Below are 20775 nucleotides of genomic sequence, written 5' to 3'. Positions count from 1 at the left end.
TCAGGAAACATACTATTTTAAATAACAAAGCCATGAAAATAAAAGCCTTTTTCATTTATATATTACTTTTCTCGTGCGCATTGCAAGCGCAAAACATGGTCAGTATGTCATCTGTACATCCTGCGGCAGACACCACAAGTGCAGGAAAAAGAGAGCTGGCAATTCGCTATCCGGCATTGAGACAGTTTGGTGTTTCTGCCAGCAGTTTTGGTTACAGCGATTTTGATTCAAAACTGGATGATCAAGATTTTGCAAACGGAAAAATAAAGACCGAACGTATCACCACTTTTTTCAATTCTCCAGCAATTCAATGGAGTGGAAATTCTCTTTCGGCGACGGTATTTTATACGTATACCGCCATCGAACTTAAAGATATAACCAATCTTACTGATTCTCAATTAATGCCTTTAACATCGGATAGAAATACTATAGATGTGGCGGTAAATTATTCCAGATCTGACCGTATTTTTAATCATCCCATTATATATTCATTGGTAGCCAGAGGTATTTCTGATAATCTAAATTCTGTGAAACGTTTTAATTTTAATGGAAGTTTCACGTTGCCCATAAAGAAAACAGAGAACTCTTCATTTTCTGTCGGACTTTTGGTGTTGATCGATCCTTCTTCGCCAATTCCGGTAGAACCCATTATAAATTATTATCATAAGTTCCTTTCGTCAGGATTGGAACTTATTGTAGATATTCCCACAGGAATTAATCTTAAAAAAGAAGTGGCCAGAAATGCATGGGTTATTCTCGGTTCCAACCAAAGCTCGTTCAGTACTTTTTATAATCGTCGTAATAATCTGCTCGATGGTAAAGTAAGTTACAATACAATTGAACTAAAAAGCGGTGCAGCATTCGAATATCTTTTTGCTAAAAATATTATGTTAAGCGTGGGAGGCGGTATCAACAATTATTTCTCTTCCAGATTATTTAAAGATGGCGAACATTACAGCAATGCTTCTTTTACGAGTGATAATACAAGTGCGGGTTATGTAAATGCCGGAATTTCTCTATTGTCTTTCTAACAAACAAAATAGCTGATAACAAAAGCCCTAAACTGAAAAGATTTAGGGCTTTTTTTTTGGACTAAATCGCCAAATAATTGGGCTTATTGACAAAATCCTTCTCTTAAGTATAACGCAATTTTGTAGTGTCAATAATGACAATCAAATTAAACAATAATAAAGTAATGAAACGTACAGCAAAAGCACAATGGACAGGAAGTGCAAAAGAAGGAAAAGGAGAATTAACAACTCAAAGCGGAATTTTAAACCAAACAAACTACAGTTTTAGAACTCGTTTTACAGGAGATGAAAAAGGTACAAATCCCGAAGAATTATTAGCGGCGGCACACGCAGGCTGTTTTACAATGGCAGTAAGTTTTGCCTTGACAGAAAAAGGCTTAACACCAACATTATTAAATACCGAAGCGACTTTAACAATGGAAGGTTTTGCTATTTCAGGAATTCATCTTTCGATTACAGGAAGTGTACCGGGAATTAGTGAAGAAGAATTTACAGCCGTAACAAAAGCAGCAGAACAGAATTGCTTAATATCAAAAGCTTTAAGTGTTCAGATTACTTCTGATGCGCAGCTTTTCGCTTAAATAAAATAATTTTTAAGCTGAACTAAATTACCAAATAATTGACCTTAATCGCAAAAGCATACTCTTTTTTGTATTGCAATTTTACAAGGTCAATAATGACACAATTTAAAATTTAAAATCATGATAACATCAAAAAAAATGAAAGGAATTGTAATGATGATAATTGCAGTTCTTTGTCTAACAGCTTCGAATATCTACGCACAGGAAACATTAAAAAAAGGAGATAAAGCTCCGGGATTTACTCTAAAAAATCAAGATGGCAAAGATTTTAAACTGGCAGATCATCTGGGAAAACAAAAAATAGTGGTTTTTTTCTACCCAATGGATCAGAGCCCGGTTTGTACTGCCGAAGTATGCGCGTTTAGAGATGCTTACGCAAAATACAAAGATGCCAACGCTCTTGTTATCGGGATTAACCAAGGTACTGTTGAAAGCCATAAAGCATTTCAATCAAAAGAAAAACTTCCTTTTGATTTATTAAGCGATCCGGATAATAAAGTATTGAAATTGTTTGGTGTAAAAGAAGAAAATTTAGGCACTATGATCCTGAGCGGACGTGAAACGTTTGTGATTGGAAAAGATGGTGTTATTGCTTATAGCTTCAGAGATTTTATGAAAGGTGAAGATCATTCTAAAGAAGTACTTTCTTATCTAAAAAAATAATAATCAGTTCTATTTTTTAAAGTGTCCGCTATTAAGCATCGGTGCTTCAAGGTTACTGACGGCATCGGTGCGAGGAGCGGCTAATCGTAAAATTTTATTCAAATGAAAAATTTAAAAAACGGTTCTGGTCTGCTATCATTTTGTTTTCTTCTGTTTTCAATGTTTTGTTCTTTGAATGCAGAAGCTCAGAATAAAACAGGAAATGAAATAAATTTTGTTCCGAAGAATTATCAGCAGGCACTTACTATGGCTAAAGCAAGTCATAAAAATATTTTTGTAGATGCATACGCCGTATGGTGTGCTCCTTGTAAACAACTTCAAAAAACTACATTCAAAGATCAAAAGGCAGCTGCTTATTTCAATAAAAATTATATCAATTTCAGTATTGATGTAGAAAAAGGAGAAGGAACTACACTAGCTAAAACATGGGGAATTGAAGGTCTGCCGACACTTTTAATTTTGGATCAAAACGGAAAAATAATTGCCAGTCATATTGGATATGTTGATGGTGCGGGTTTGCTTGAATTTGCTAAAGAAGCCTCGGCTCAATAATATATGCTTTTGATTGAATCAGAAGATTTCAGATCTCTATCTGAATTAATAATACAAATTATGAAAAAACACGTTCTGGCAATTTATATCCTGATATTTTCCTCGCTTTCAGGATTTGCATTTCACACTTTTAAAAGTTCAGTTACTTCGACTCAGGCAGCGGTTCTTCAAACAGAAACTGCAACATTTGCAACAGGCTGTTTCTGGTGCGGAGAAGCTAAATTTTCACAGCTTAAAGGCGTATTAAAAGTTACGCCTGGTTATACAGGCGGTCTTACTGAAAATCCCAGTTATGAAGAAGTTTGTACCGGAACAACCGGACACGCTGAGGCTTTTTCTATTGTTTATGATCCGTCTTTAATTTCATATGATGAATTACTGGAAGCTTTTTTTCTTTCACATGACCCAACGCAGTTGAATCGTCAAGGCAATGATGTTGGTACACAATACCGTTCGGCGATTTTTTATCATAATGAAACTCAGAAACAAAGAGCCAAATATTGTATTGCGCAGCTTAGAGAGAAAAAAATCTACGAACGCAATATCGTGACCGAGGTAACACCTTTCACTAAATTTTACAATGCCGAAAGTTACCATCAGGAATATTATAAAAAACATCCCAATCAGGCTTATTGCCGATATGTAATTCAGCCGGAACTGGAAAAATTCAGGGAAATATTTAAAAAGAAACTCAAATAGTGATCACTATGAAAAATATAGTATTAAGCTGTATAGCAGTTCTATTGACTGCCAGCGGTTATGCTCAAAATATGAAATCAGAGAAAGGACATGAAAATAATCCTTACTATTCAACAACCGATACGTCAAAACTGACTGTTTCTGATGCTGAATGGAAAAAAGTATTATCGATTGACTTATATCTGGTGGCAAGAGAAAAAAATACCGAAAGACCTTTTACAGGGAAATACTGGAAAAGCAGCACTAAAGGAACGTATTATTGTGCAGCGTGCGGTAATATACTTTTTAAATCTGATGCCAAATTTGCAAGCAGCTGCGGATGGCCGAGTTTTTACGAACCTCTTAGAAAAAACAGTGTGCGTTATCACGAAGATAATTCACTTGGAATGAACCGTACAGAAGTTCTATGCGGACGATGCGATGCGCACTTGGGACACATTTTTGATGATGGTCCGGCGTCTACTTACAAACGATTCTGTATGAATTCTATTTCGCTGGATTTTGAACCAGAAGAATCAAAAAATAAATAATATGGATCAAAAATTTAAGGGTATTCTTGGAATACTTTTCGTTTTGTTTTTTATAAATGTAAACGCTCAGATTCAGGAAAATCCTGTAAAATGGAAATCAAGCATTGAACAAGGTTCTGGAGATACGCTGCATTTAAAATTTTCGGCTGTAATTAAAAAAGGCTGGCATATTAACAGTCAGTTTAATAAAATAAAGGATGGTCCGCTTCCTACATCTTTTCATTTTGAAGAATCAGACCAATATGTTCTTGCAGGCCGAGTAATGGAACCCAAACCTCTCAACCGAATAGAGAAGGAGTTTGAGAATCAGACTTTGTACTATTTTGAAAATGAAGTCACTTTTATACAAAAAATAATTCCTAAAGCAAAAGACAGCATAAAGATTAAAGCAACTGTCAATTATATGTCGTGCGGAAGTACAATGTGCCTTCCGCCAGAAACTGAAGAAATTAATTTAAAATACTTGCCTAAAAAAAGTGCAGTAAATGCACATTATACACCTCCTGTAAAAGAAGCTAATTTATGGTGGATATTTCTGGGAGGATTCCTTGGCGGTTTTTTGGCTATACTAACGCCATGTGTGTTTTCGATGATTCCGCTTACGGTTAGTTATTTTACAAAAAACGGAGGAATAAAGCGAGCCATAATTTATGCGGCATCCATTGTTGCCATATATGTCACACTTGGTTTAACCGTTACGCTGACTTTAGGACCAGATGCGCTGAATGCTTTGGCAAGTAATGGTATTGTAAATTTTATTTTCTTTTTGATTTTTGTTGTTTTTGCGATCTCATTTTTAGGCGCTTTTGAAATAACACTTCCAAGCAGCTGGCTTAACAAATCTGATGAAATGGCAGATAAAGGCGGATTGATCGGAATATTTTTTATGGCTTTTACACTGGCATTGGTTTCGTTTTCCTGCACAGGGCCAATTATAGGAAATCTTTTGGTAGAAGCAGCAATTAGCGGAAGTATTGTTGGACCAGCAATAGGAATGTTTGGGTTTTCATTTGCGCTGTCCATTCCGTTTCTGCTTTTTGCCGCTTTTCCGAGTATGCTTAAAAAACTGCCGAAATCAGGAAGCTGGCTTGGAAAGGTAAAAGTGATTTTAGGTTTTTTAGAACTGGCTCTTGCACTAAAATTCCTCTCAACTTTTGATCTTGTTTACGGATTGGGAATATTAAAGTGTGAACTTTTTATAGCCATTTGGATTGTTATCTTCACCTTATTTGGATTTTACATGCTGGGCAAGCTAAAGTTTGATGAATACGAAAACAATTCAACAGTTTCAATCAGCGGTTTTGTATCTTCTATTTTGATATTCAGTTTTGTGGTTTATTTGATACCGGGGCTGTGGGGCGCCCCTTTGAAACTAGCCAGCGGATTTTTACCACCGTCTTTTTACAAAGAATGGAATCAAAATAATAGTGCTTTTGTTTCATCCAATATAGAAAATGCGACAGAAAAACATTCGCAGCCATGTCCGCAAAATCTCAACTGCTTTCATGATTATGAAGAAGGACTGGCTTATGCTAAAAAAGTAAATAAACCTATCATACTTGATTTTACGGGTTGGAGTTGTGTGAATTGTCGCAAGATGGAAGACAATGTTTGGAGTGATAAAGAAGTGTGGGAAAAACTCAATAACAATTATGTACTGATTTCACTTTATGTAGATGATACAACAGTGCTTACGGAAAAGGAACAGTTTATTTCGAAAACTACCGGCAAAAAGATCAAAACAATTGGTAATAAATGGAGTAATTTTCAAACTGAAAAGTTCCAAACCAATTCGCAGCCGTATTATGCTTTGATGGATACAAACGGAAATATGCTTTCTAAACCAGCAGCATACGAACCTGATATCAAAAAATACGCAGCGTTTTTACAAAATGGAATTGAGAATTTTTAAGTTATTTTGATGATACTTAATTGAGAAATTAATATTTCAATTTAGACCAATAAAAAACCCTTAAACAGAAATGTTTAAGGGTTTTGCTTTTTAGTTTGTTCTAAAAATATCATTAATTAATTTTAACCAAATGATTTTCAATAGCAGCTCTTTGAGACTCGTATTGAGCAGGAAGTTTTAAGTTTTGACCTAATTCTTCTAAGCTTTCATCTACAGTAAATCCGGGATTATCTGTAGCAATTTCGAATAAAACACCTCCCGGTTCTCTAAAATACAGAGAATGGAAATATTGTCTGTCTATCTGCGGCGTAATTGACAATCCGTAAGCCTCGATTTTTTCACGGAAGTGCATTAAAATTTCATCATTTTTTACTCGGAAAGCAACGTGATGAACAGTTCCATTTGCGTTTAAACCGCGTTTTTCATCAGCCAATTCTACCAAGTCAACAATTGCAGCATTTTCTACAGCATCTGTTGCATAACGGTAACGATTTACATCCTGATCGATTAATTTGTAACCAAATATTTCAGTTAAAATTGCAGCAGTTGGTTTAATGTCGTTTAAAGTCAAAGTAATGTTATGAAAACCTTTTGTAGCTACATCTGCTTTTACCTCATCAGTTTCCCAGGCTTTTCTGTTATCGTCTGTTTTAGATTCGATTAATTCTAATTTTAAACCATCAGGATCTAAGAAAGTAAGATATTTTTCTCCAAATTTTTCAGCTGGTTTATTGTATATTACATTGTATTGTTCGAAACGTTTCTGCCAAAAATCCAAGCTTCCTTTTGGAACAGAATATCCAATTTCTGTAGCCATTCCAGAACCTTTTCTTCCTTGCTGAATTCCTTCTCCCCAAGGGAAAAAAGTTAGGATTGTTCCGGCACTTCCCACTTCGTCGCCAAAGTAAAAGTGATAGGTTCCCGGATCATCAAAATTTACTGTTTTTTTAATGAAACGTAATCCTAAAATATTAGAATAAAAGTTGAAGTTTCTTTTTGCGTCACCTGCTATTGCAGTTATATGGTGTAAGCCTAAAATTTTATTTTCCATGGTATTTATAATATTAAATTGTTATTGATTTCTTATACAAATTTACCTCCATTATCGTTCTGGATCGATTAACCTAGATTAAGAAATAAAAGCCTCTTTTTATTATTCGAAAACTAATAACCAAATAGTATTCCAAGCGTGTTATCTGTTTGTTTATTAGTGTTTTACTTGTGCTGTGGTTTTTTGTTTTTACGATATATCGCAATTTTATAAATGAAGCTGTTTTATTTAGAAAATCGATAAAAATATAGTGAGGTTATTTCTTAGATTTCATAAATAAAAAAGCCGACAGAATGCCGGCTGTTTATAATTTTATAAATATTGATTTTCGAAGTTTGGGTTCCATATTTTTTGTTTTGTGTCCTTTTCCTGTGGTATCTTCAACCAAGAGAATTGATCCCGTTTCAAATTTTCTTTTTTCTCCTAAAGAAGTTTCAATTTCTACACCGCCTTCTAATAAAACAATATATTGACGGTCTGGTGCATTATGAAAATCATAATCATAAGAAGGTTTGACTTCTCTAAATACTATAGATTTTACAGGCTCATCATCAGATAAAAATCCGATATCGCCATTGTTTTTCAACGGAACTTCGAAATCTTCAAAATGACTTTCGCCGTTGGCATCGCTGTAAACTCGTGTTATCGTAATCATTATTTTTTGTTGAAAATTAATGCATTTGCACAATCTACTTCGTCCTGACTTATAGTATGTCCCATATTCGGGTAGATTTTTTTAGTAACATCTGCGCCTAATTTTTGAAGAAGTGCTTCAGTTTCATTTACTCTTTCAACAGGAACATGAAAATCAGGATCACTTGTTCCGATGAAAACTGGTGTGTTTTCGAAATTTCCGGCATAATGATTTTCATATACTTTATCGCCAATAAGTCCGCCTGTAAAAGCGACAACGCCTCCGTATTTGGCAGCATTTCGGGCTGTAAATTCTAAAGCAAGACAAGCGCCCTGAGAAAATCCAAGAAAATAAATGTTTTCTTTTTCAATTCCGTTTTGCTGAATTGCCACCACAACCTGATGAATAGCTTCTAGTGATTTTGAAAAAGAAGGTTCATTTTCATTAAGTGGAGCCAAAAAAGAATACGGATACCATGTTCTGTTTTCGGCCTGTGGCGCTACTAATGCAAAGTCATCAACTTTAAGATGGTTTGCAATTGAAAGAATATCATGAGCACTTGCGCCACGTCCATGAATCATGATCAAAGCTTTTTTAGCTTCGTTTAAAGGAATACCGTCGGTTAAAATTTCTGTATTCATAATGTTATATTTTTAAAATTATGAGGCTGATTAAAGTAAATTTTTTAGCCACAGATTAAAAGGATTAAAAGGATTATTTAAAAATCTGTGTGAATCCTTTTAATCTGTGGCCTGTAAAAAAAATATTTATTTTTTCCAGATATCCTGATATTCATCCGGATGTCTTTTGAATTGCGCATGAACGTATGGACAAAGGGGTAAAACCATTAAATTATTGGCACGAACATACGATACCATTTCTTCCAAAAGTTTTTTCGCATAGCCTTTTCCTTCTGCTTCCGGTTCAACTCCTGTATGATAAACAGTCAATAAATCCGGTTTAATACTTACCGTCATTTCACCTTGTTTTTTGCCATCAACATAAAGATTAAAAGCGCCATGTTTTTTCTCGTCTAATTCTAGTTTTATCGTTTCCATATTGTTCTAGTTATAATTTGATGTTGTTAATTTCTTTTACAAACTTAGGCAATACACACAAATCTGCTGATTAACCTAGATTAAGAAAAATTTCACTTCTCAGATTTAAAATAGATTCTATTTGTGTACTATTTATATTTCACTATCGGTGAATTCTTTTAGCGAAATATAGTTATTAGAATAATTTTTTAAAGTATATTTATTTGATTATCAATAAATTAGTAAATTAGCATAGTGCTTGCTTTATCTGTTTCCATGATTAGATATAGGAAAGAAATCAGAATACTTGTAAAGTATTTGAAATCTTAATAAAATGATTAAAATCTGATCTTTAATAAGTGCTTTGCCCGGATTATACAGCTAATTTAGAAGTAAGGTACGTCATATTTTATAAACCTCAATTACTCATTAAATATTAATCTTATGACAAAATCAAAATCTATTATTCTGATACATGGAAACTTTGTAAACCAAACAAGTTGGGAAAAGTGGAAAGACCGATACGAACAAAAAGGCTATACCGTTTACACGCCGGCTAATCCCGGACATGACGGAATTCCTTCTGACTTAAGAAAACAAGTTCATCCTGATCTTACCAAAACGGGTTTTATAGATGTGGTTGGCAATATTGTTAAATTAATTGATACGCTGCCAGAAAAGCCATTAATTATAGGGCATTCAATGGCAGGAATGGCGGTGATGAAATTATTAGAATTAGGTAAAGCAGCTGCGGCAGTTAGTATTGATGGTGCTCCTCCAAAAAATGTATTTCCTCCTTTTGCAACATTAAAGTCAGTTATACCGGCATTTGGTTTCTTTTCCTCCCAAAAATATTTTATGGGCAGCCGCGAATGGTATGACAAATGTTTTTTCAACACACTTCCGGAAAGAGACAGAGCAAATGCTTTTGAGAGTTTTGCCGTTCCGGAAAGTTATAAAGTAAGCCGTGAACTGGTGTTGAATTCTTTTTCTAATATTGATTTCAGCAAACCTCATAATCCTATTTTATTTATTGGAGGCGGCAGTGATGCAATTTTCCCTTCATCACTTACAACCACTCTGGCCAGAAAATATAAAGACAGTAACAGCAAGGTTGATCTGAAGATTTTTCAGGGCAAAAGCCATTTTATATGTGGAGAACCAGGCTGGGAAGCTGTAGCAGATTATATTTTAGACTGGTACGAACAATTATAAACTTCGAAAATGCATACTAACAATTAAAACATAATACAATGAGCAAGATTACAGTAAAAGACGGAACAGAGATTTATTATAAAGATTGGGGTACTGGTACGCCTATTTTTTTTCATCATGGCTGGCCTTTATCAGCAGATGACTGGGATGCACAAATGCTATTTTTCTTAGATAAGGGATTTAGGGTAATTGCACATGACCGAAGAGGACATGGAAGATCTACACAAACGTATTCCGGTAATGAAATGGATACTTATGCTGCAGATGTTGCAGAGCTTACGGAGTTTTTAGATTTAAAAGATGCTATACATATCGGACATTCTACAGGTGGAGGTGAAGCGATTCATTATGCCGCAAAATATGGTAAAAACCGTGTGTCAAAAGTAATACTTATTAGTGCGGTGACACCGTATATGATCAAAAATGAAGGTAATCCAGACGGAGTGCCAATAGAAGTTTTTGATGATATTCGTTTTAACACAGCCAATAACAGACAGCAGTTTTATCATGATATTACTTTTCCGTTTTATGGATATAATAGAGAAGGAGCAGATATTAAAAAAGGAATTCAGGATAATTGGTGGCGTCAGGGAATGAACGGCGGAATTAAAGCACATTATGACTGTATAAAAGCATTTTCTGAAACAGATTTTACCGAAGATCTAAAAAGTGTTGACTTTCCTGTACTTATATTACACGGCGAAGACGACCAGATAGTTCCTTATCAAGTCACTGCACTAAGAGCGATTAAACTGGTAAAAAACGGAAAAATAATTACTTATCCGGGACTTTGCCACGGAATACCAACAACAGATGCTGATAAAGTGAATGCAGATATTCTTAGCTTTATTAAATCCTAAGTATTTTATTTAAAAGGTTCTATTTAAAGGGGAAAACTTTATCACTTAAACATTCAGGGATTTATAAATAAAATAAATCCCTGAATGTTTTTTTTAAATATGTTTTTCTGGTTTGTTAATTATAAATCTGTAACTATCAGTTTTCCAATGTTTTGTATTGGTTTTTTATTAAGAATTTTTACCTTTGGTGACTTCAAAAATAAAAAATCGCTTAACGCTTAGCCCCGAAACGTTTGCAGTAATAATTAAGGAATTGAGTTATTAATTAAAATTACAAACATTAAACAATAGGAGCTATGGAAAAACATCTTCAGGAAATTCGGGAACAGCAAAAAATTTCATGGAATAAATTTTCTCCGGGCTGGAAAAAATGGGATAAGGAAATGATGGATTTTCTTAAACCAATGGGAGAAAAAATGATTGATCTGCTTGATTTGAAAGCAACAGATCATGTTTTGGATATTGCATCCGGAACAGGTGAGCCTGCACTTAGTATAGCCAATTATGCTAAAAAAGTAACCATTACAGATTTATCGAATGATATGTTGATAATCGCAAATGAAAATGCTGAAAATAGAGGTATAAAAAATGTTGATTTTGTGAATTGCGACGTTTGTGAACTTCCTTTTTCAGATGAATCTTTTGATGCGGTCAGCTGCCGTTTAGGTTTTATGTTTTTTCCGGATATGGACTTAGCAGCAAAAGAAATTTTTAGGGTTCTTAAACCCGGCGGCAGAGTTGTAACTTCTGTTTGGGATATTCCCGAAAAAAACTTTTGGCTCACTGCTATTGGAGGGTCAATTAACAGAAATATGGAATTACCTCCTCCCAATCCTGGTGCCCCGGGTGTTTTTAGATGTGCAAAATCTGGATTAATTGAAGATTTATTTCATAATGCAGGTTTTAAAAATGTCAAAGGTTATGAAGTAAAAGGGAAATTAAACTATGAAACTCCGGAAAGATACTGGAGCATGATGACTGAAATTGCCGCTCCGGTAGTGGCAGCTTTAAGCAATGCAGATGATCAAATGCGTCAAAAAATTAAAACGGAAGTTTTAGAAATCGTTCAAAAAGCATATCCGGATAAAGTTATTATTGAAGGAAACTCTTTTGTGATCGTGGGAGTAAAATAATCTTTTAGAAACACTAATCATCAATTAAAGAAATACGTTCTATGCAAAAACGCTGGATTAACCCAAATAAAAAACCCTTAAACATTTCTGTTTAAGGGTTTTGCCTTTTTGTAGCGAGGACGGGAGTTGAACCCGTGACCTCAGGGTTATGAATCCTGCGCTCTAACCAACTGAGCTACCTCGCCTGGACTGCTATCATTGAATTCCTGATTGCGGGTGCAAAGATAGAAATAATATTAAAGCTTACAAGAATAAAATGAAGAAAAAAAAATATTTTTAAAAACGCATTGTTTTTGGACATATATTCTTATATTTCGAAAAAATTAAAAGTAGCACATGGATTCAAAAATACGTTACGAAATCGAGTTTCCGATCAATTCTTCGCCACAATTATTGTATCAATATATATCAACTCCGTCAGGTTTATCAGAATGGTTTGCTGACAATGTTAATTCAAGAGGTGAATTTTTTACTTTCATCTGGAATGATTCGCAGGAAAAAGCACGTCTTGCGTCTAAAAAAACAGGTGAAAAAGTAAAGTTTAAATGGGTTGATGAAAGCAGTAAGGATACTGAATACTTTTTTGAACTCCATATTTTAGTTGATGAATTAACTAAGGATGTATCATTAATGGTAGTCGATTTTGCAGAAAAAGAAGAAGTAGGAGAAGCTAAACAATTGTGGGAGAATCAAATCTCAGACCTAAAACATCTTATAGGATCTGTTTAGTAAAAGTCTATTTTATGCCTTATATTTGCCCTGAACAAAATTCAGGGTTTTTTTATGATCAATTTTAACGGAAACATTGCACAAGAAGAAAATATACTAACTCAAAATCGTGCCTTTTTATACGGAGACGGCGTTTTTGAAACAGTAAAAATAATCAATAACAAAATCTTGTTTCTCGAAGATCATTATTTCAGGTTAATGGCTTCAATGCGTGTTGTTAGAATGGAAATTCCCATGAATTTTACAATGGAATATTTTGAAGAGCAGATTTTAAATCTTGTTCAGCAAAAAAACATTGCTTCTTCGGCAAGGGCAAGAATTACCGTTTTTAGAAACGATGGAGGTTTATATCTTCCAAAAACAAATGAAGTTTCTTTTTTAATTCATGCAACGCCGCTTGATAATACTTTATATGCTTTAAATAAGGCCGAATACGAAGTTGATTTATATAAAGACTTCTATGTGACAAAACAATTATTATCGTCGATTAAAACGACTAATAAAATGATTAATGTTACGGGAAGTATTTTTGCCCATGAAAACGGATTAGCAAATTGTATTTTAGTAAACGATACTAAAAATGTTGTTGAAGCTTTGCAGGGAAATTTATTTATGGTTTCTGGCAAAAAACTAATTACGCCTCCAATCTCTGAAGGATGTTTAAACGGAATTATGCGCAAGCAGATTTTAGCTTTAGCTAAGAAAGTTGAAGGTATAGAAGTCGTGGAAGAAATAATTTCGCCGTTTGATCTTCAAAAAGCAGACGAATTATTCTTGACAAATGTAATCACAGGGATACAACCGATAAGCAAATATCGAAAAAAAGAGTTTACAAGTAATCTGGCTCATTTATTAGTACAGAAACTAAATGAATCCATATCCGAAAATTAATTCAGATATGGGTTTTCAGGTGCATTTGACCAAATAACATAATCACCGCCAAGTTCAATAATCTGCTCTTTCCAGAAATGGGTAGTAGATTTTCCAATAATTTTGTTTTTGTAATTATTGTCAGCAATGATCCAGGAGTTTCCCTGCATTTCGTTTTCAAGCTGATTTTCGTCCCAACCAGTATAACCTAAGAAAAAACGAATATTGTTCTTATTGATCGATCCGTCGTTAATTAAGTCTTTGGTTGATTCGAAATCTCCACCCCAATAAATTCCGTTAGAAATCTCGACACTATTCGGGATTAAGTCAGGAATATTATGAATGAAGTACAGATTGTCTTGTTCAACTGGGCCTCCGTTATATATTTTAAAGCTGGCTTCAATTTCAGGTATTAAATCATTAATAGTGTATTTTAATGGTTTATTAATGATAAAACCTATTGATCCTTCTTTGTTATGGTCTGCTAATAAAATTACCGATCTGTTAAAAGATAAATCTCCAATTATTGAAGGCTCGGCAATAAGCAGGTGTCCTTTTTTTAATTTTTCTGAAATCATACGGCTACAATTTTTATTAAATTTAATCATAAATTTTTTAAATTCACAAAAAAAATCGTTAAACCGCACAAAAAAACCCTCCATAAGGAGGGTCTTAATTATATTATTTAGTTTAGAGAACTTTCTTACTTAGTTCACTGCACCTTCTAATTCAGCTCCAGCTTTGAATTTTACTACATTTTTTGCAGCAATTTTGATAGTTTTTCCTGTTTGAGGATTTCTACCGTCTCTAGCAGCTCTCGCAGATACTGACCAAGATCCGAAACCTACTAATGAAATTCTTCCGCCTTTTTTCAAAGTAGTTCCTACGTTTCCTAAAAATGACTCTAAAGCTAATTTAGCCGCAGCTTTTGTAATTCCTGCATCAGCAGCGATAGCATCGATTAATTCTGATTTGTTCATAATAATTAGTTATTAATTGTTGGTTAAAAAAAATTGTTAATACACAAATTTAGTAGGAAATCCGTTGCGTGCAAGTGTTTTCTTTAATTTTAGCAACAATTGTTGATAACTTGTTTTTTTTGTTCATAAAGCGTGTTGTTCATCGATCAAAAACAGGTAGGAACCCCTGTTTTACTGACCTTAATAGACCTTTGCGCTATCAGAAAAAGTTATCCCATTTAACAATTCTGCTACTTGCATTCGTTTCTTACCAGGTAATTGCAGACTTAATAACTGAATAAAGCCCTCTTTTATTGCAATTTTGATTTCTTTTTTATTACTAATTAAAGTCCCAGCTTCATAAGAATGCACCTCTGAAAGCAGTTTGGCTTCATATATCTTTATATTTAATTCCTCATTTTTATCTTTCAAAAAACACCATGCTGCAGGATAAGGACTTAAACCGCGAATTAAGTTATTAATTTCATTTCCTGGTTTTGTCCAGTCAATTTTACAATTCTCCTTATTTAGTTTATAAGCCGTTTTGATATCGTTATTATCTTCCTGAATTGTTGTAGTAACATTTCCGTTTTCAATAATCTTTAAAGTATCAATAACAGTTGTGCTTCCTAAATGCATTAATCTGTCGTGAAGTTGTCCGGCATTTTCTGTTGGTTCAATTGCAATTTCCGAATTTAAAATCATGGCTCCGGTATCGATTTTATCATCGATAAAAAATGTTGTAACTCCGGTTTTGGTTTCTCCATTAATAATAGCCCAATTTATAGGAGCCGCTCCTCGGTAATTTGGCAGCAATGAAGCATGAAGATTAAATGTTCCTAAACCTGGCATTTCCCAAACTACTTTTGGTAACATTCTAAAAGCAACAACAATTTGTAAATTGGCATTCAAAGCTTTTAATTCAGCTAAAAAACTTTCATCTTTTAAATTGGTTGGCTGTAATAAGGTAAGATTGTTTGCTAATGCATATTCCTTAACAGCCGAATATTTTATTTTTTGTCCGCGTCCAGCCGGTTTGTCTGCAGCTGTAATAACGCCAACAACTTCGTAATTGTTTTTGATAATGGTGTCCAGAATGCCAACTGCAAACTCCGGAGTTCCCATAAATATAATTCGTAATTTTTCCATTATGATTTTAAAGCGTATTTATTATTGGCTAAAATAATGATATGATTGTTTTCCAGTAATTCCTGAAGAACCACAATAACATCTTTAGCATCTAATTTTATTTGATTCTGAATTTCGCGCGAAGTTAGTGCAGTTGCTTTTAATAAGTGAAGAATTTTATCAGCAATTGAATCCGCTTCGGTAATTTTTCCTTTTTGAGTAATACAGAAAGAACAAACGCCGCAATTCGATTTAGTTTCTTCTCCAAAATAATCCAAAACCAATCTGTTCTTACATGTTTTGTCTTCCTTTATATAATAGAGAACAGATGAAAGCTGATCGCGTTTTAGTTTGTTCTGTTTTTCCAGATATTTAGCAACTCTGTTTATAGTTAAATCATCTTCGCGGACTTCATTAAATAAAATAGTAGCGTCGTTGTTTTTCGATTTGTATTCAATGATATCTTTCTCTTTCAATTTTTCTAAAAGATCAGTAACCTGTTCTTCGGTATGATTTGATTTTTTTGCAATAAGCGAAAGATTAAGAGGTGTTTTCATTTCATGAATTCCTGGATAAGTTCTTAAAATCGCCAGAATAATTTCTTCGTCATTCGGATTCAGGCTCATGTATCGAAGTACTTCTTTTGATTCGATTAAAAACTGCATGGAAACTTTTTCTGAAAATTCCTGAGACATCGTAATAATCCCCTGTTGATTCAAAAACTGCAAAGCATTATACGTTTTCAAAGTAGGGAAGTCGTATTTATGACAAAAATGATTCATTTTAAAAGAATACGAATCGTCTAAACCTTCGCCATAAGCAATTTGAAAATAATTGCACAATTTAATGTACATCGTTTTCAGGAACGTTTTATCAGGAAGAACACTTATAAACTGCTGTTCTGTTTGATTTGCATCTGAATTATTAAATAATAAAACCGAAAATGATTTTTCGCCATTTCGTCCCGCTCTTCCGGATTCCTGATAATAATTTTCTATGTTTTCGGGCAATTGCGTATGAATAACTGTTTTAACATTATCCTTGTCAATTCCCATTCCAAACGCATTGGTGGCTACAATAACCTGCGCCTGCTCGGACATCCACAATTGCATATTTCTATCTTTTTCCTGAGCCGAAAGTCCACCGTGATAATACGTTGCTCTAAATCCCAGCGATTGCAATTGCGTTGACATGTTTAAACATGATTTTCTGTTTCGGACATATATAATACATGGCTGCGGATTTTTCTTCAAAATCTGCTCCACGCGATACAATTTGTCTTCCACTTCAAAAACCATGTACGCAATATTCTTTCTTTCAAAAGACTGCTGAAAAAGTTTGGTATCTTTTAATCCCAATTCGGTTTTAATATCTTCAACAACTCGTGGAGTTGCAGTTGCGGTTAAGGCCAAAAACGGAATTTTAGGAAAGTATTTTTTAAGTTCTGAAATTTTTAAATAAGCGGGTCTAAAATCGTGGCCCCATTGCGAAACACAATGAGCTTCGTCAATAGCAATTAAATTTATAGGAAGATTTTTGATGCGTTCTAAAATCCAGTCAGATTGTAATCGCTCCGGAGAAAGATAAAGGAATTTATAATTTCCGAATTGGCAGTTATCCAGAAGATCAATAATTTCTTCGGTATGAATTCCGCCAGTTAGCGCAATTGCTTTAATTTCTCTTTTTTGAAGATTCGCTACCTGATCTTTCATCAGTGCAATTAAAGGAGAAACTACCAGACAAATTCCTTCTTGCATCATCGCCGGAACCTGAAAACAAATCGATTTTCCGCCTCCGGTTGGCAGCAGTGCAAAAGTGTCTTGCCCTTCTAAAACCGAATCAATAATTTCTTTTTGCAACGGTCGGAAACTTTGGTGTTTCCAGTATTTTAAAAGAATTTCCTGTGCGTCCTGCATGGCCTCTGTTTTAAAGTTAAAAATGTAGAAATCAGTTTCTAGTTTTACAACTTTAAAACCGGCTGCTAAATTTTGTCTAAGATATAAAGAATTCTGTTTTCAACCGTATCTTTCGGAACCTCAATTAAATTGTAACCGTATTTTTTGTACGTTTCAATTAAGTGTTTCTGAATGGTAAGTGCCTGTTCAAAATTTTCATATCGCTCTGTGTCGCTCTGATAAATTTCTTCCCAAGGCGGTAAAATAAAAGTTTTATAATATTTATAATTCTCGCATGCTTTTATAAAATCTTCCGGATATTCATCGCCAATATAATCCATATAAGCCACAACATCAGGAATACCACGATCTATAAAAACGATAGTATCGGGTTCTTTTTGGGCATTTTCAAATTGCTGAATACGTCCTTCTAAAAGCATTTCGCTAAATAATAAAGGCTGCTCCAGAAACAATTGTTCAACGCCTCTTTTTTGGGCTTCGAGTGTAACTTCTCTGGAAATTTCAGGGTAACAACAATAGCCACGAGCGACTAATTCGTTTATAAGCGTAGATTTTCCTGTACCAGGACCGCCAATGAGAACTATGATTTGTTTTTGCACTATTCTAAAAATAAAGCGCAAATTTACCTAAACTTATTCGTATTTAAAAAGAATATTTATCAAGAGCGAATAATTTAGCATTTTTATAAAAAACGAACTCCTTTTGCAAGAGGGAAATATCGCTGTAAACTGGACTGAAGTCCAGCTCTACAATATGGATCGTTCCTTCGGAACTAAATTGTGAAAAGATTTGTGGATTTGTTAAATATTGTGGTAGCTGGATTGAAGTCCAGCTCTACAGTATGGATCGTTCCTTCGGAACTGAATTGTGAAAAGAGTTTTGGGTTTCTTAAATATTGTGGTAACTAAAGTCCAGCTCTACAATATGGGTCGTTCCTTAAGAACTAATTCGTAAGAGAGCCATAGGCTCGCCAAATATTGTAGGGCTGGACTTCAGTCCAGTTTATAATGTTGATTATTATGGTGTGATTAAATTTTTTAATCACAAAACAAATATTTCCCAGAACCTTTTCCTTTTTTAGAAGGCACAATCAAATGCGATTCAATTTTTTTTCCTTTCAAAACATCATTCACAAAATCCAGAACATATTGTTGACCGTCATGAAAAAGGTAACCGGAGAATTCATGTCCGCCGCCACAAAAAGTAATCAGTTCAACATCTTTATGTAAATCCTGCATATGATTGTAAACCGCATAGGATCCAAATAAAATTAACCAGCCTGAAGCATTTGTCGGGCAGGAGCGATGGGAGCCAGCACTATAAGGAACAGTATCGTCATTGCTGCCATGTGCCAATAACATCGGAATTGCTTTTTCTTTTGTAATCAAATTGATATCCTGAATGGCGCCCGAACCTCCAATAAATCCAGTATATTTAAAGTTTTCCGGCAAATTGCTTTTGTATAAATTCATTAATTTATAATCCCAAAACGAAGCGTGAAAACCAATTTCTGCCCCGGCACTAATTCCCGAAATAAAGATTTTAGAAGAATCGAGATTATATTTATCAGCATTTTCGATTAAAAAAGAAGTAGCCTGCCACATATCGCTCACACCAATTTGAATCGCTTTTATCTTTTCCGTTAAAGTTCCCTTGCAGCCAAAATCTTTTCCTTTCATATATAAACTGTATGAAATGCTGGCAACCGCATAACCGTTTTCGGACATAAACATTCCGAAGTTTTTTTCGCTCGTACGTTCTCCGCCAGAAAATCCGCCGCCAAAGGCAAACATAATAAGCGGAATTTTTTCGTTAGACTTTTTCTTTGGCAGATATAAATCTAAATCCAGTTTTAAAGTGTCGTTTTGGAAATAAGTTAAAGTTTTGACTTCTTGTGCCTCAATATTGTTGAATATAAGTGCTATAAAAAATAAAAGGATTTTTTTCATTATAATGGGTTTTAATCTCGCAAAGTCGCAGATTCGCAAAGTATTTCAAATATAAAGGTTTGCCACGAATTACACGAATTTTAATTTTAAAATTAATCAAAAGCCAGCAAAATTGAGGAAGATATTCACGCCAATATAATTAGTGTAAATTAGTGAAATTCGTGGCAAAAAATCTACAGCTTCTCCAATGAAAAAAATCTAAAATCTAAAATCTGAAATCTGAAATCAAAACCGTATATTTGCGTTTATTTTTAATTACGAATGGAGAACGATAAAGAAAAAAATACCGCCGAATTTTTCGAAAGATTAAAAGTCGAATTAGACAACGCAAATACTTGGCCAGCAGAATATTTGTACAAATTCATTGTGCCTTCTGTAGGCGATAATGTTGAACGTGTTGAAAAAGCTTTTGACAGAATGGGCGCGGTTATTAAAACAACAAAATCAAAAACCGGTAAATTTACCAGTGTTTCTGTAGATGTTACCATGAATAGCTCTGATGAGGTGATTGGTAAATACAAAGAAGTTTCTACAATAGAAGGTATAGTTTCATTATAAACTTATGGTCGAAAAATATAAAAAAGAAGTCGCAAATGACGTTGTGTATAATTTAGAATATAATTCTGAAAGACAACGTTTGATTATTCCGGAGTACGGTCGTCATTTACAAAAACTGATCGATCAGGCTACTGCAATCGAAGATGATGAAACACGCAACAAAGCTGCGAAATATATCATTCAGGTTATGGGAAGCTTAAATCCGCATTTGCGTGATGTGCCGGATTTTCAGCATAAATTATGGGATCAGCTTTTTATTATGTCTGATTTTAAATTGAATGTTGAGTCTCCGTACCCAATTCCTTCAAGAGATGTACTGCAGTTAAAACCAGATGTTTTACAATACCCTCAGAATTTTCCAAAATACAGATTTTACGGAAACAATATCAAATACATGATTGATGTTGCCAATAAATGGGAAGATGGCGAAATGAAAAATGCATTGGTTATGGTAATTGCCAACCACATGAAAAAATCATTTTTGAGCTGGAACAAAGACACAGTAAAAGACGATGTTATTTTTGAACACTTATATGAATTGTCTGGAGGAAAAATAAACTTGCTGCACAGTACAGAAGAACTGTTGAACACAACAGATTTAATGCGTACAAACAAACGTGTGTCAAACAAAATCGCACCTGCAGGGCAGCCTAAAATTCAAAATAACAAAAACAATAATAAAGGCGGTAAACCTAAAACTTTTCAAAAAAACAATAATCAGAAGTAAAGTCTCTAAGTTGCTAAGATACTAAGCTGCTAAGTTTTTTC

Annotated in this window: 24 protein-coding genes and 1 tRNA gene; 14 read left to right on the top strand and 11 right to left on the bottom strand. The window is 34.1% G+C overall.

All coding sequences use genetic code 11. The features are described 5' to 3' along the window. Positions 1 to 32 precede the first annotated feature (32 nt). From NLJ00_RS00835 to NLJ00_RS00805, 7 genes are all read left to right on the top strand, one after another. The gene (locus NLJ00_RS00835; protein WP_256635926.1) at positions 33 to 1031 is read left to right on the top strand and encodes a hypothetical protein; all 999 of its coding nucleotides are present in this window, start codon (positions 33 to 35) and stop codon (positions 1029 to 1031) included. Positions 1032 to 1165: 134 nt separating this feature from the next. Further along, positions 1166 to 1612, top strand: a complete 447-nt coding sequence (locus tag NLJ00_RS00830; protein ID WP_317044749.1) for an OsmC family peroxiredoxin — start codon at positions 1166 to 1168, stop codon at positions 1610 to 1612. Between the two features lie 120 nt (positions 1613 to 1732). After that, the gene (locus NLJ00_RS00825) at positions 1733 to 2275 is read left to right on the top strand and encodes a peroxiredoxin (protein ID WP_180857393.1); all 543 of its coding nucleotides are present in this window, start codon (positions 1733 to 1735) and stop codon (positions 2273 to 2275) included. A gap of 102 nt (positions 2276 to 2377) precedes the next feature. Further along, on the top strand, positions 2378 to 2827 hold the full coding sequence (locus tag NLJ00_RS00820; RefSeq protein WP_256635925.1) for a thioredoxin family protein: 450 nt from the start codon (positions 2378 to 2380) through the stop codon (positions 2825 to 2827). Between the two features lie 60 nt (positions 2828 to 2887). Beyond that, entirely contained in the window at positions 2888 to 3526 is a 639-nt protein-coding gene (gene msrA, locus NLJ00_RS00815; RefSeq protein ID WP_256635924.1) for a peptide-methionine (S)-S-oxide reductase MsrA, read from the top strand. Between the two features lie 8 nt (positions 3527 to 3534). Next, positions 3535 to 4056, top strand: a complete 522-nt coding sequence (gene msrB, locus NLJ00_RS00810) for a peptide-methionine (R)-S-oxide reductase MsrB (protein ID WP_256635923.1) — start codon at positions 3535 to 3537, stop codon at positions 4054 to 4056. 1 nt (position 4057) lies between these two features. Next, positions 4058 to 5968: a protein-disulfide reductase DsbD family protein gene (locus tag NLJ00_RS00805; RefSeq protein WP_256635922.1), complete on the top strand. Its 1911-nt coding sequence runs from the start codon at positions 4058 to 4060 to the stop codon at positions 5966 to 5968. A 112-nt stretch (positions 5969 to 6080) separates the two neighbouring features. Here the strand turns inward: NLJ00_RS00805 and NLJ00_RS00800 are convergent, their stop codons facing one another. The 4 genes from NLJ00_RS00800 to NLJ00_RS00785 all read right to left on the bottom strand — a co-directional run bounded on the left by NLJ00_RS00800 (position 6081) and on the right by NLJ00_RS00785 (position 8711). Beyond that, positions 6081 to 7019 carry a ring-cleaving dioxygenase gene (locus tag NLJ00_RS00800; RefSeq protein WP_256635921.1) on the bottom strand — a complete coding sequence of 313 codons (939 nt, stop codon included), beginning with the start codon at positions 7017 to 7019 and terminating at the stop codon, positions 6081 to 6083. Between the two features lie 304 nt (positions 7020 to 7323). Next, on the bottom strand, positions 7324 to 7674 hold the full coding sequence (locus NLJ00_RS00795; RefSeq protein ID WP_256635920.1) for a cupin domain-containing protein: 351 nt from the start codon (positions 7672 to 7674) through the stop codon (positions 7324 to 7326). Further along, positions 7674 to 8294 (bottom strand): alpha/beta hydrolase, encoded by a 621-nt coding sequence (locus NLJ00_RS00790; RefSeq protein WP_256635919.1) that lies wholly within the window; start codon positions 8292 to 8294, stop codon positions 7674 to 7676. Before NLJ00_RS00790 ends, NLJ00_RS00795 begins: the two co-directional genes overlap by 1 nt. Positions 8295 to 8420: 126 nt before the next feature. After that, positions 8421 to 8711 carry a GNAT family N-acetyltransferase gene (locus NLJ00_RS00785; protein WP_256635918.1) on the bottom strand — a complete coding sequence of 97 codons (291 nt, stop codon included), beginning with the start codon at positions 8709 to 8711 and terminating at the stop codon, positions 8421 to 8423. A gap of 423 nt (positions 8712 to 9134) precedes the next feature. Between NLJ00_RS00785 and NLJ00_RS00780 the strand changes: the two genes are divergently transcribed. The 3 genes from NLJ00_RS00780 (at position 9135) to NLJ00_RS00770 (ending at position 11898) form a co-directional block, all read left to right on the top strand. Then, positions 9135 to 9905, top strand: coding sequence for an alpha/beta hydrolase (locus tag NLJ00_RS00780; RefSeq protein WP_256635917.1), 771 nt, complete (start codon positions 9135 to 9137; stop codon positions 9903 to 9905). A gap of 38 nt (positions 9906 to 9943) precedes the next feature. Then, positions 9944 to 10765 carry an alpha/beta fold hydrolase gene (locus NLJ00_RS00775; RefSeq protein WP_256635916.1) on the top strand — a complete coding sequence of 274 codons (822 nt, stop codon included), beginning with the start codon at positions 9944 to 9946 and terminating at the stop codon, positions 10763 to 10765. 296 nt (positions 10766 to 11061) lie between these two features. Continuing rightward, positions 11062 to 11898: a class I SAM-dependent methyltransferase gene (locus NLJ00_RS00770; protein ID WP_256635915.1), complete on the top strand. Its 837-nt coding sequence runs from the start codon at positions 11062 to 11064 to the stop codon at positions 11896 to 11898. A gap of 111 nt (positions 11899 to 12009) precedes the next feature. On the opposite strand, the gene NLJ00_RS00765 is transcribed toward NLJ00_RS00770, so the two are convergent. Continuing rightward, a tRNA-Met gene (locus NLJ00_RS00765) sits at positions 12010 to 12083 on the bottom strand. Between the two features lie 151 nt (positions 12084 to 12234). Here NLJ00_RS00765 and NLJ00_RS00760 point away from each other — a divergent pair. Together NLJ00_RS00760 and NLJ00_RS00755 are read left to right on the top strand one after the other, a co-directional pair. Continuing rightward, positions 12235 to 12627 (top strand): START-like domain-containing protein, encoded by a 393-nt coding sequence (locus NLJ00_RS00760; RefSeq protein WP_026727620.1) that lies wholly within the window; start codon positions 12235 to 12237, stop codon positions 12625 to 12627. Positions 12628 to 12681: 54 nt separating this feature from the next. Continuing rightward, positions 12682 to 13518: an aminotransferase class IV gene (locus NLJ00_RS00755; protein WP_256635914.1), complete on the top strand. Its 837-nt coding sequence runs from the start codon at positions 12682 to 12684 to the stop codon at positions 13516 to 13518. Here the strand turns inward: NLJ00_RS00755 and NLJ00_RS00750 are convergent. The 6 genes from NLJ00_RS00750 to NLJ00_RS00725 form a co-directional block, all read right to left on the bottom strand. Beyond that, the gene (locus NLJ00_RS00750) at positions 13515 to 14075 is read right to left on the bottom strand and encodes a YqgE/AlgH family protein (RefSeq protein WP_053472839.1); all 561 of its coding nucleotides are present in this window, start codon (positions 14073 to 14075) and stop codon (positions 13515 to 13517) included. The genes NLJ00_RS00755 and NLJ00_RS00750 overlap by 4 nt on opposite strands. Before the next feature lie 129 nt (positions 14076 to 14204). After that, a complete protein-coding gene (locus NLJ00_RS00745) occupies positions 14205 to 14477 on the bottom strand; it encodes an HU family DNA-binding protein (protein ID WP_012022249.1) in 273 nt (90 codons plus the stop codon). 180 nt (positions 14478 to 14657) lie between these two features. Further along, positions 14658 to 15605, bottom strand: a complete 948-nt coding sequence (gene fmt, locus NLJ00_RS00740; protein WP_256635913.1) for a methionyl-tRNA formyltransferase — start codon at positions 15603 to 15605, stop codon at positions 14658 to 14660. Continuing rightward, positions 15605 to 17500, bottom strand: coding sequence for a RecQ family ATP-dependent DNA helicase (locus tag NLJ00_RS00735; RefSeq protein ID WP_053472808.1), 1896 nt, complete (start codon positions 17498 to 17500; stop codon positions 15605 to 15607). The genes fmt and NLJ00_RS00735 overlap by 1 nt, the downstream gene beginning before the upstream one ends. A 65-nt stretch (positions 17501 to 17565) precedes the next feature. Next, the gene (locus tag NLJ00_RS00730) at positions 17566 to 18099 is read right to left on the bottom strand and encodes an AAA family ATPase (protein WP_256635912.1); all 534 of its coding nucleotides are present in this window, start codon (positions 18097 to 18099) and stop codon (positions 17566 to 17568) included. A gap of 438 nt (positions 18100 to 18537) precedes the next feature. Then, complete coding sequence (locus tag NLJ00_RS00725; RefSeq protein WP_256635911.1) at positions 18538 to 19449, bottom strand: alpha/beta hydrolase family protein; 912 nt, start codon at positions 19447 to 19449, stop codon at positions 18538 to 18540. Between the two features lie 261 nt (positions 19450 to 19710). On the opposite strand from NLJ00_RS00725, the gene NLJ00_RS00720 reads away from it, so the two are divergent. Together NLJ00_RS00720 and NLJ00_RS00715 are read left to right on the top strand one after the other, a co-directional pair. Then, positions 19711 to 20007: a DUF493 family protein gene (locus tag NLJ00_RS00720; protein ID WP_053472805.1), complete on the top strand. Its 297-nt coding sequence runs from the start codon at positions 19711 to 19713 to the stop codon at positions 20005 to 20007. 4 nt (positions 20008 to 20011) lie between these two features. Beyond that, the gene (locus NLJ00_RS00715) at positions 20012 to 20734 is read left to right on the top strand and encodes a DUF4290 domain-containing protein (protein WP_053472804.1); all 723 of its coding nucleotides are present in this window, start codon (positions 20012 to 20014) and stop codon (positions 20732 to 20734) included. Positions 20735 to 20775: the final 41 nt, after the last annotated feature.

The sequence above is a fragment of the Flavobacterium panici genome (genome assembly GCF_024499525.1).
Taxonomy (GTDB): domain Bacteria; phylum Bacteroidota; class Bacteroidia; order Flavobacteriales; family Flavobacteriaceae; genus Flavobacterium; species Flavobacterium panici.
This window is presented reverse-complemented; position numbering and strand designations above follow the sequence as displayed.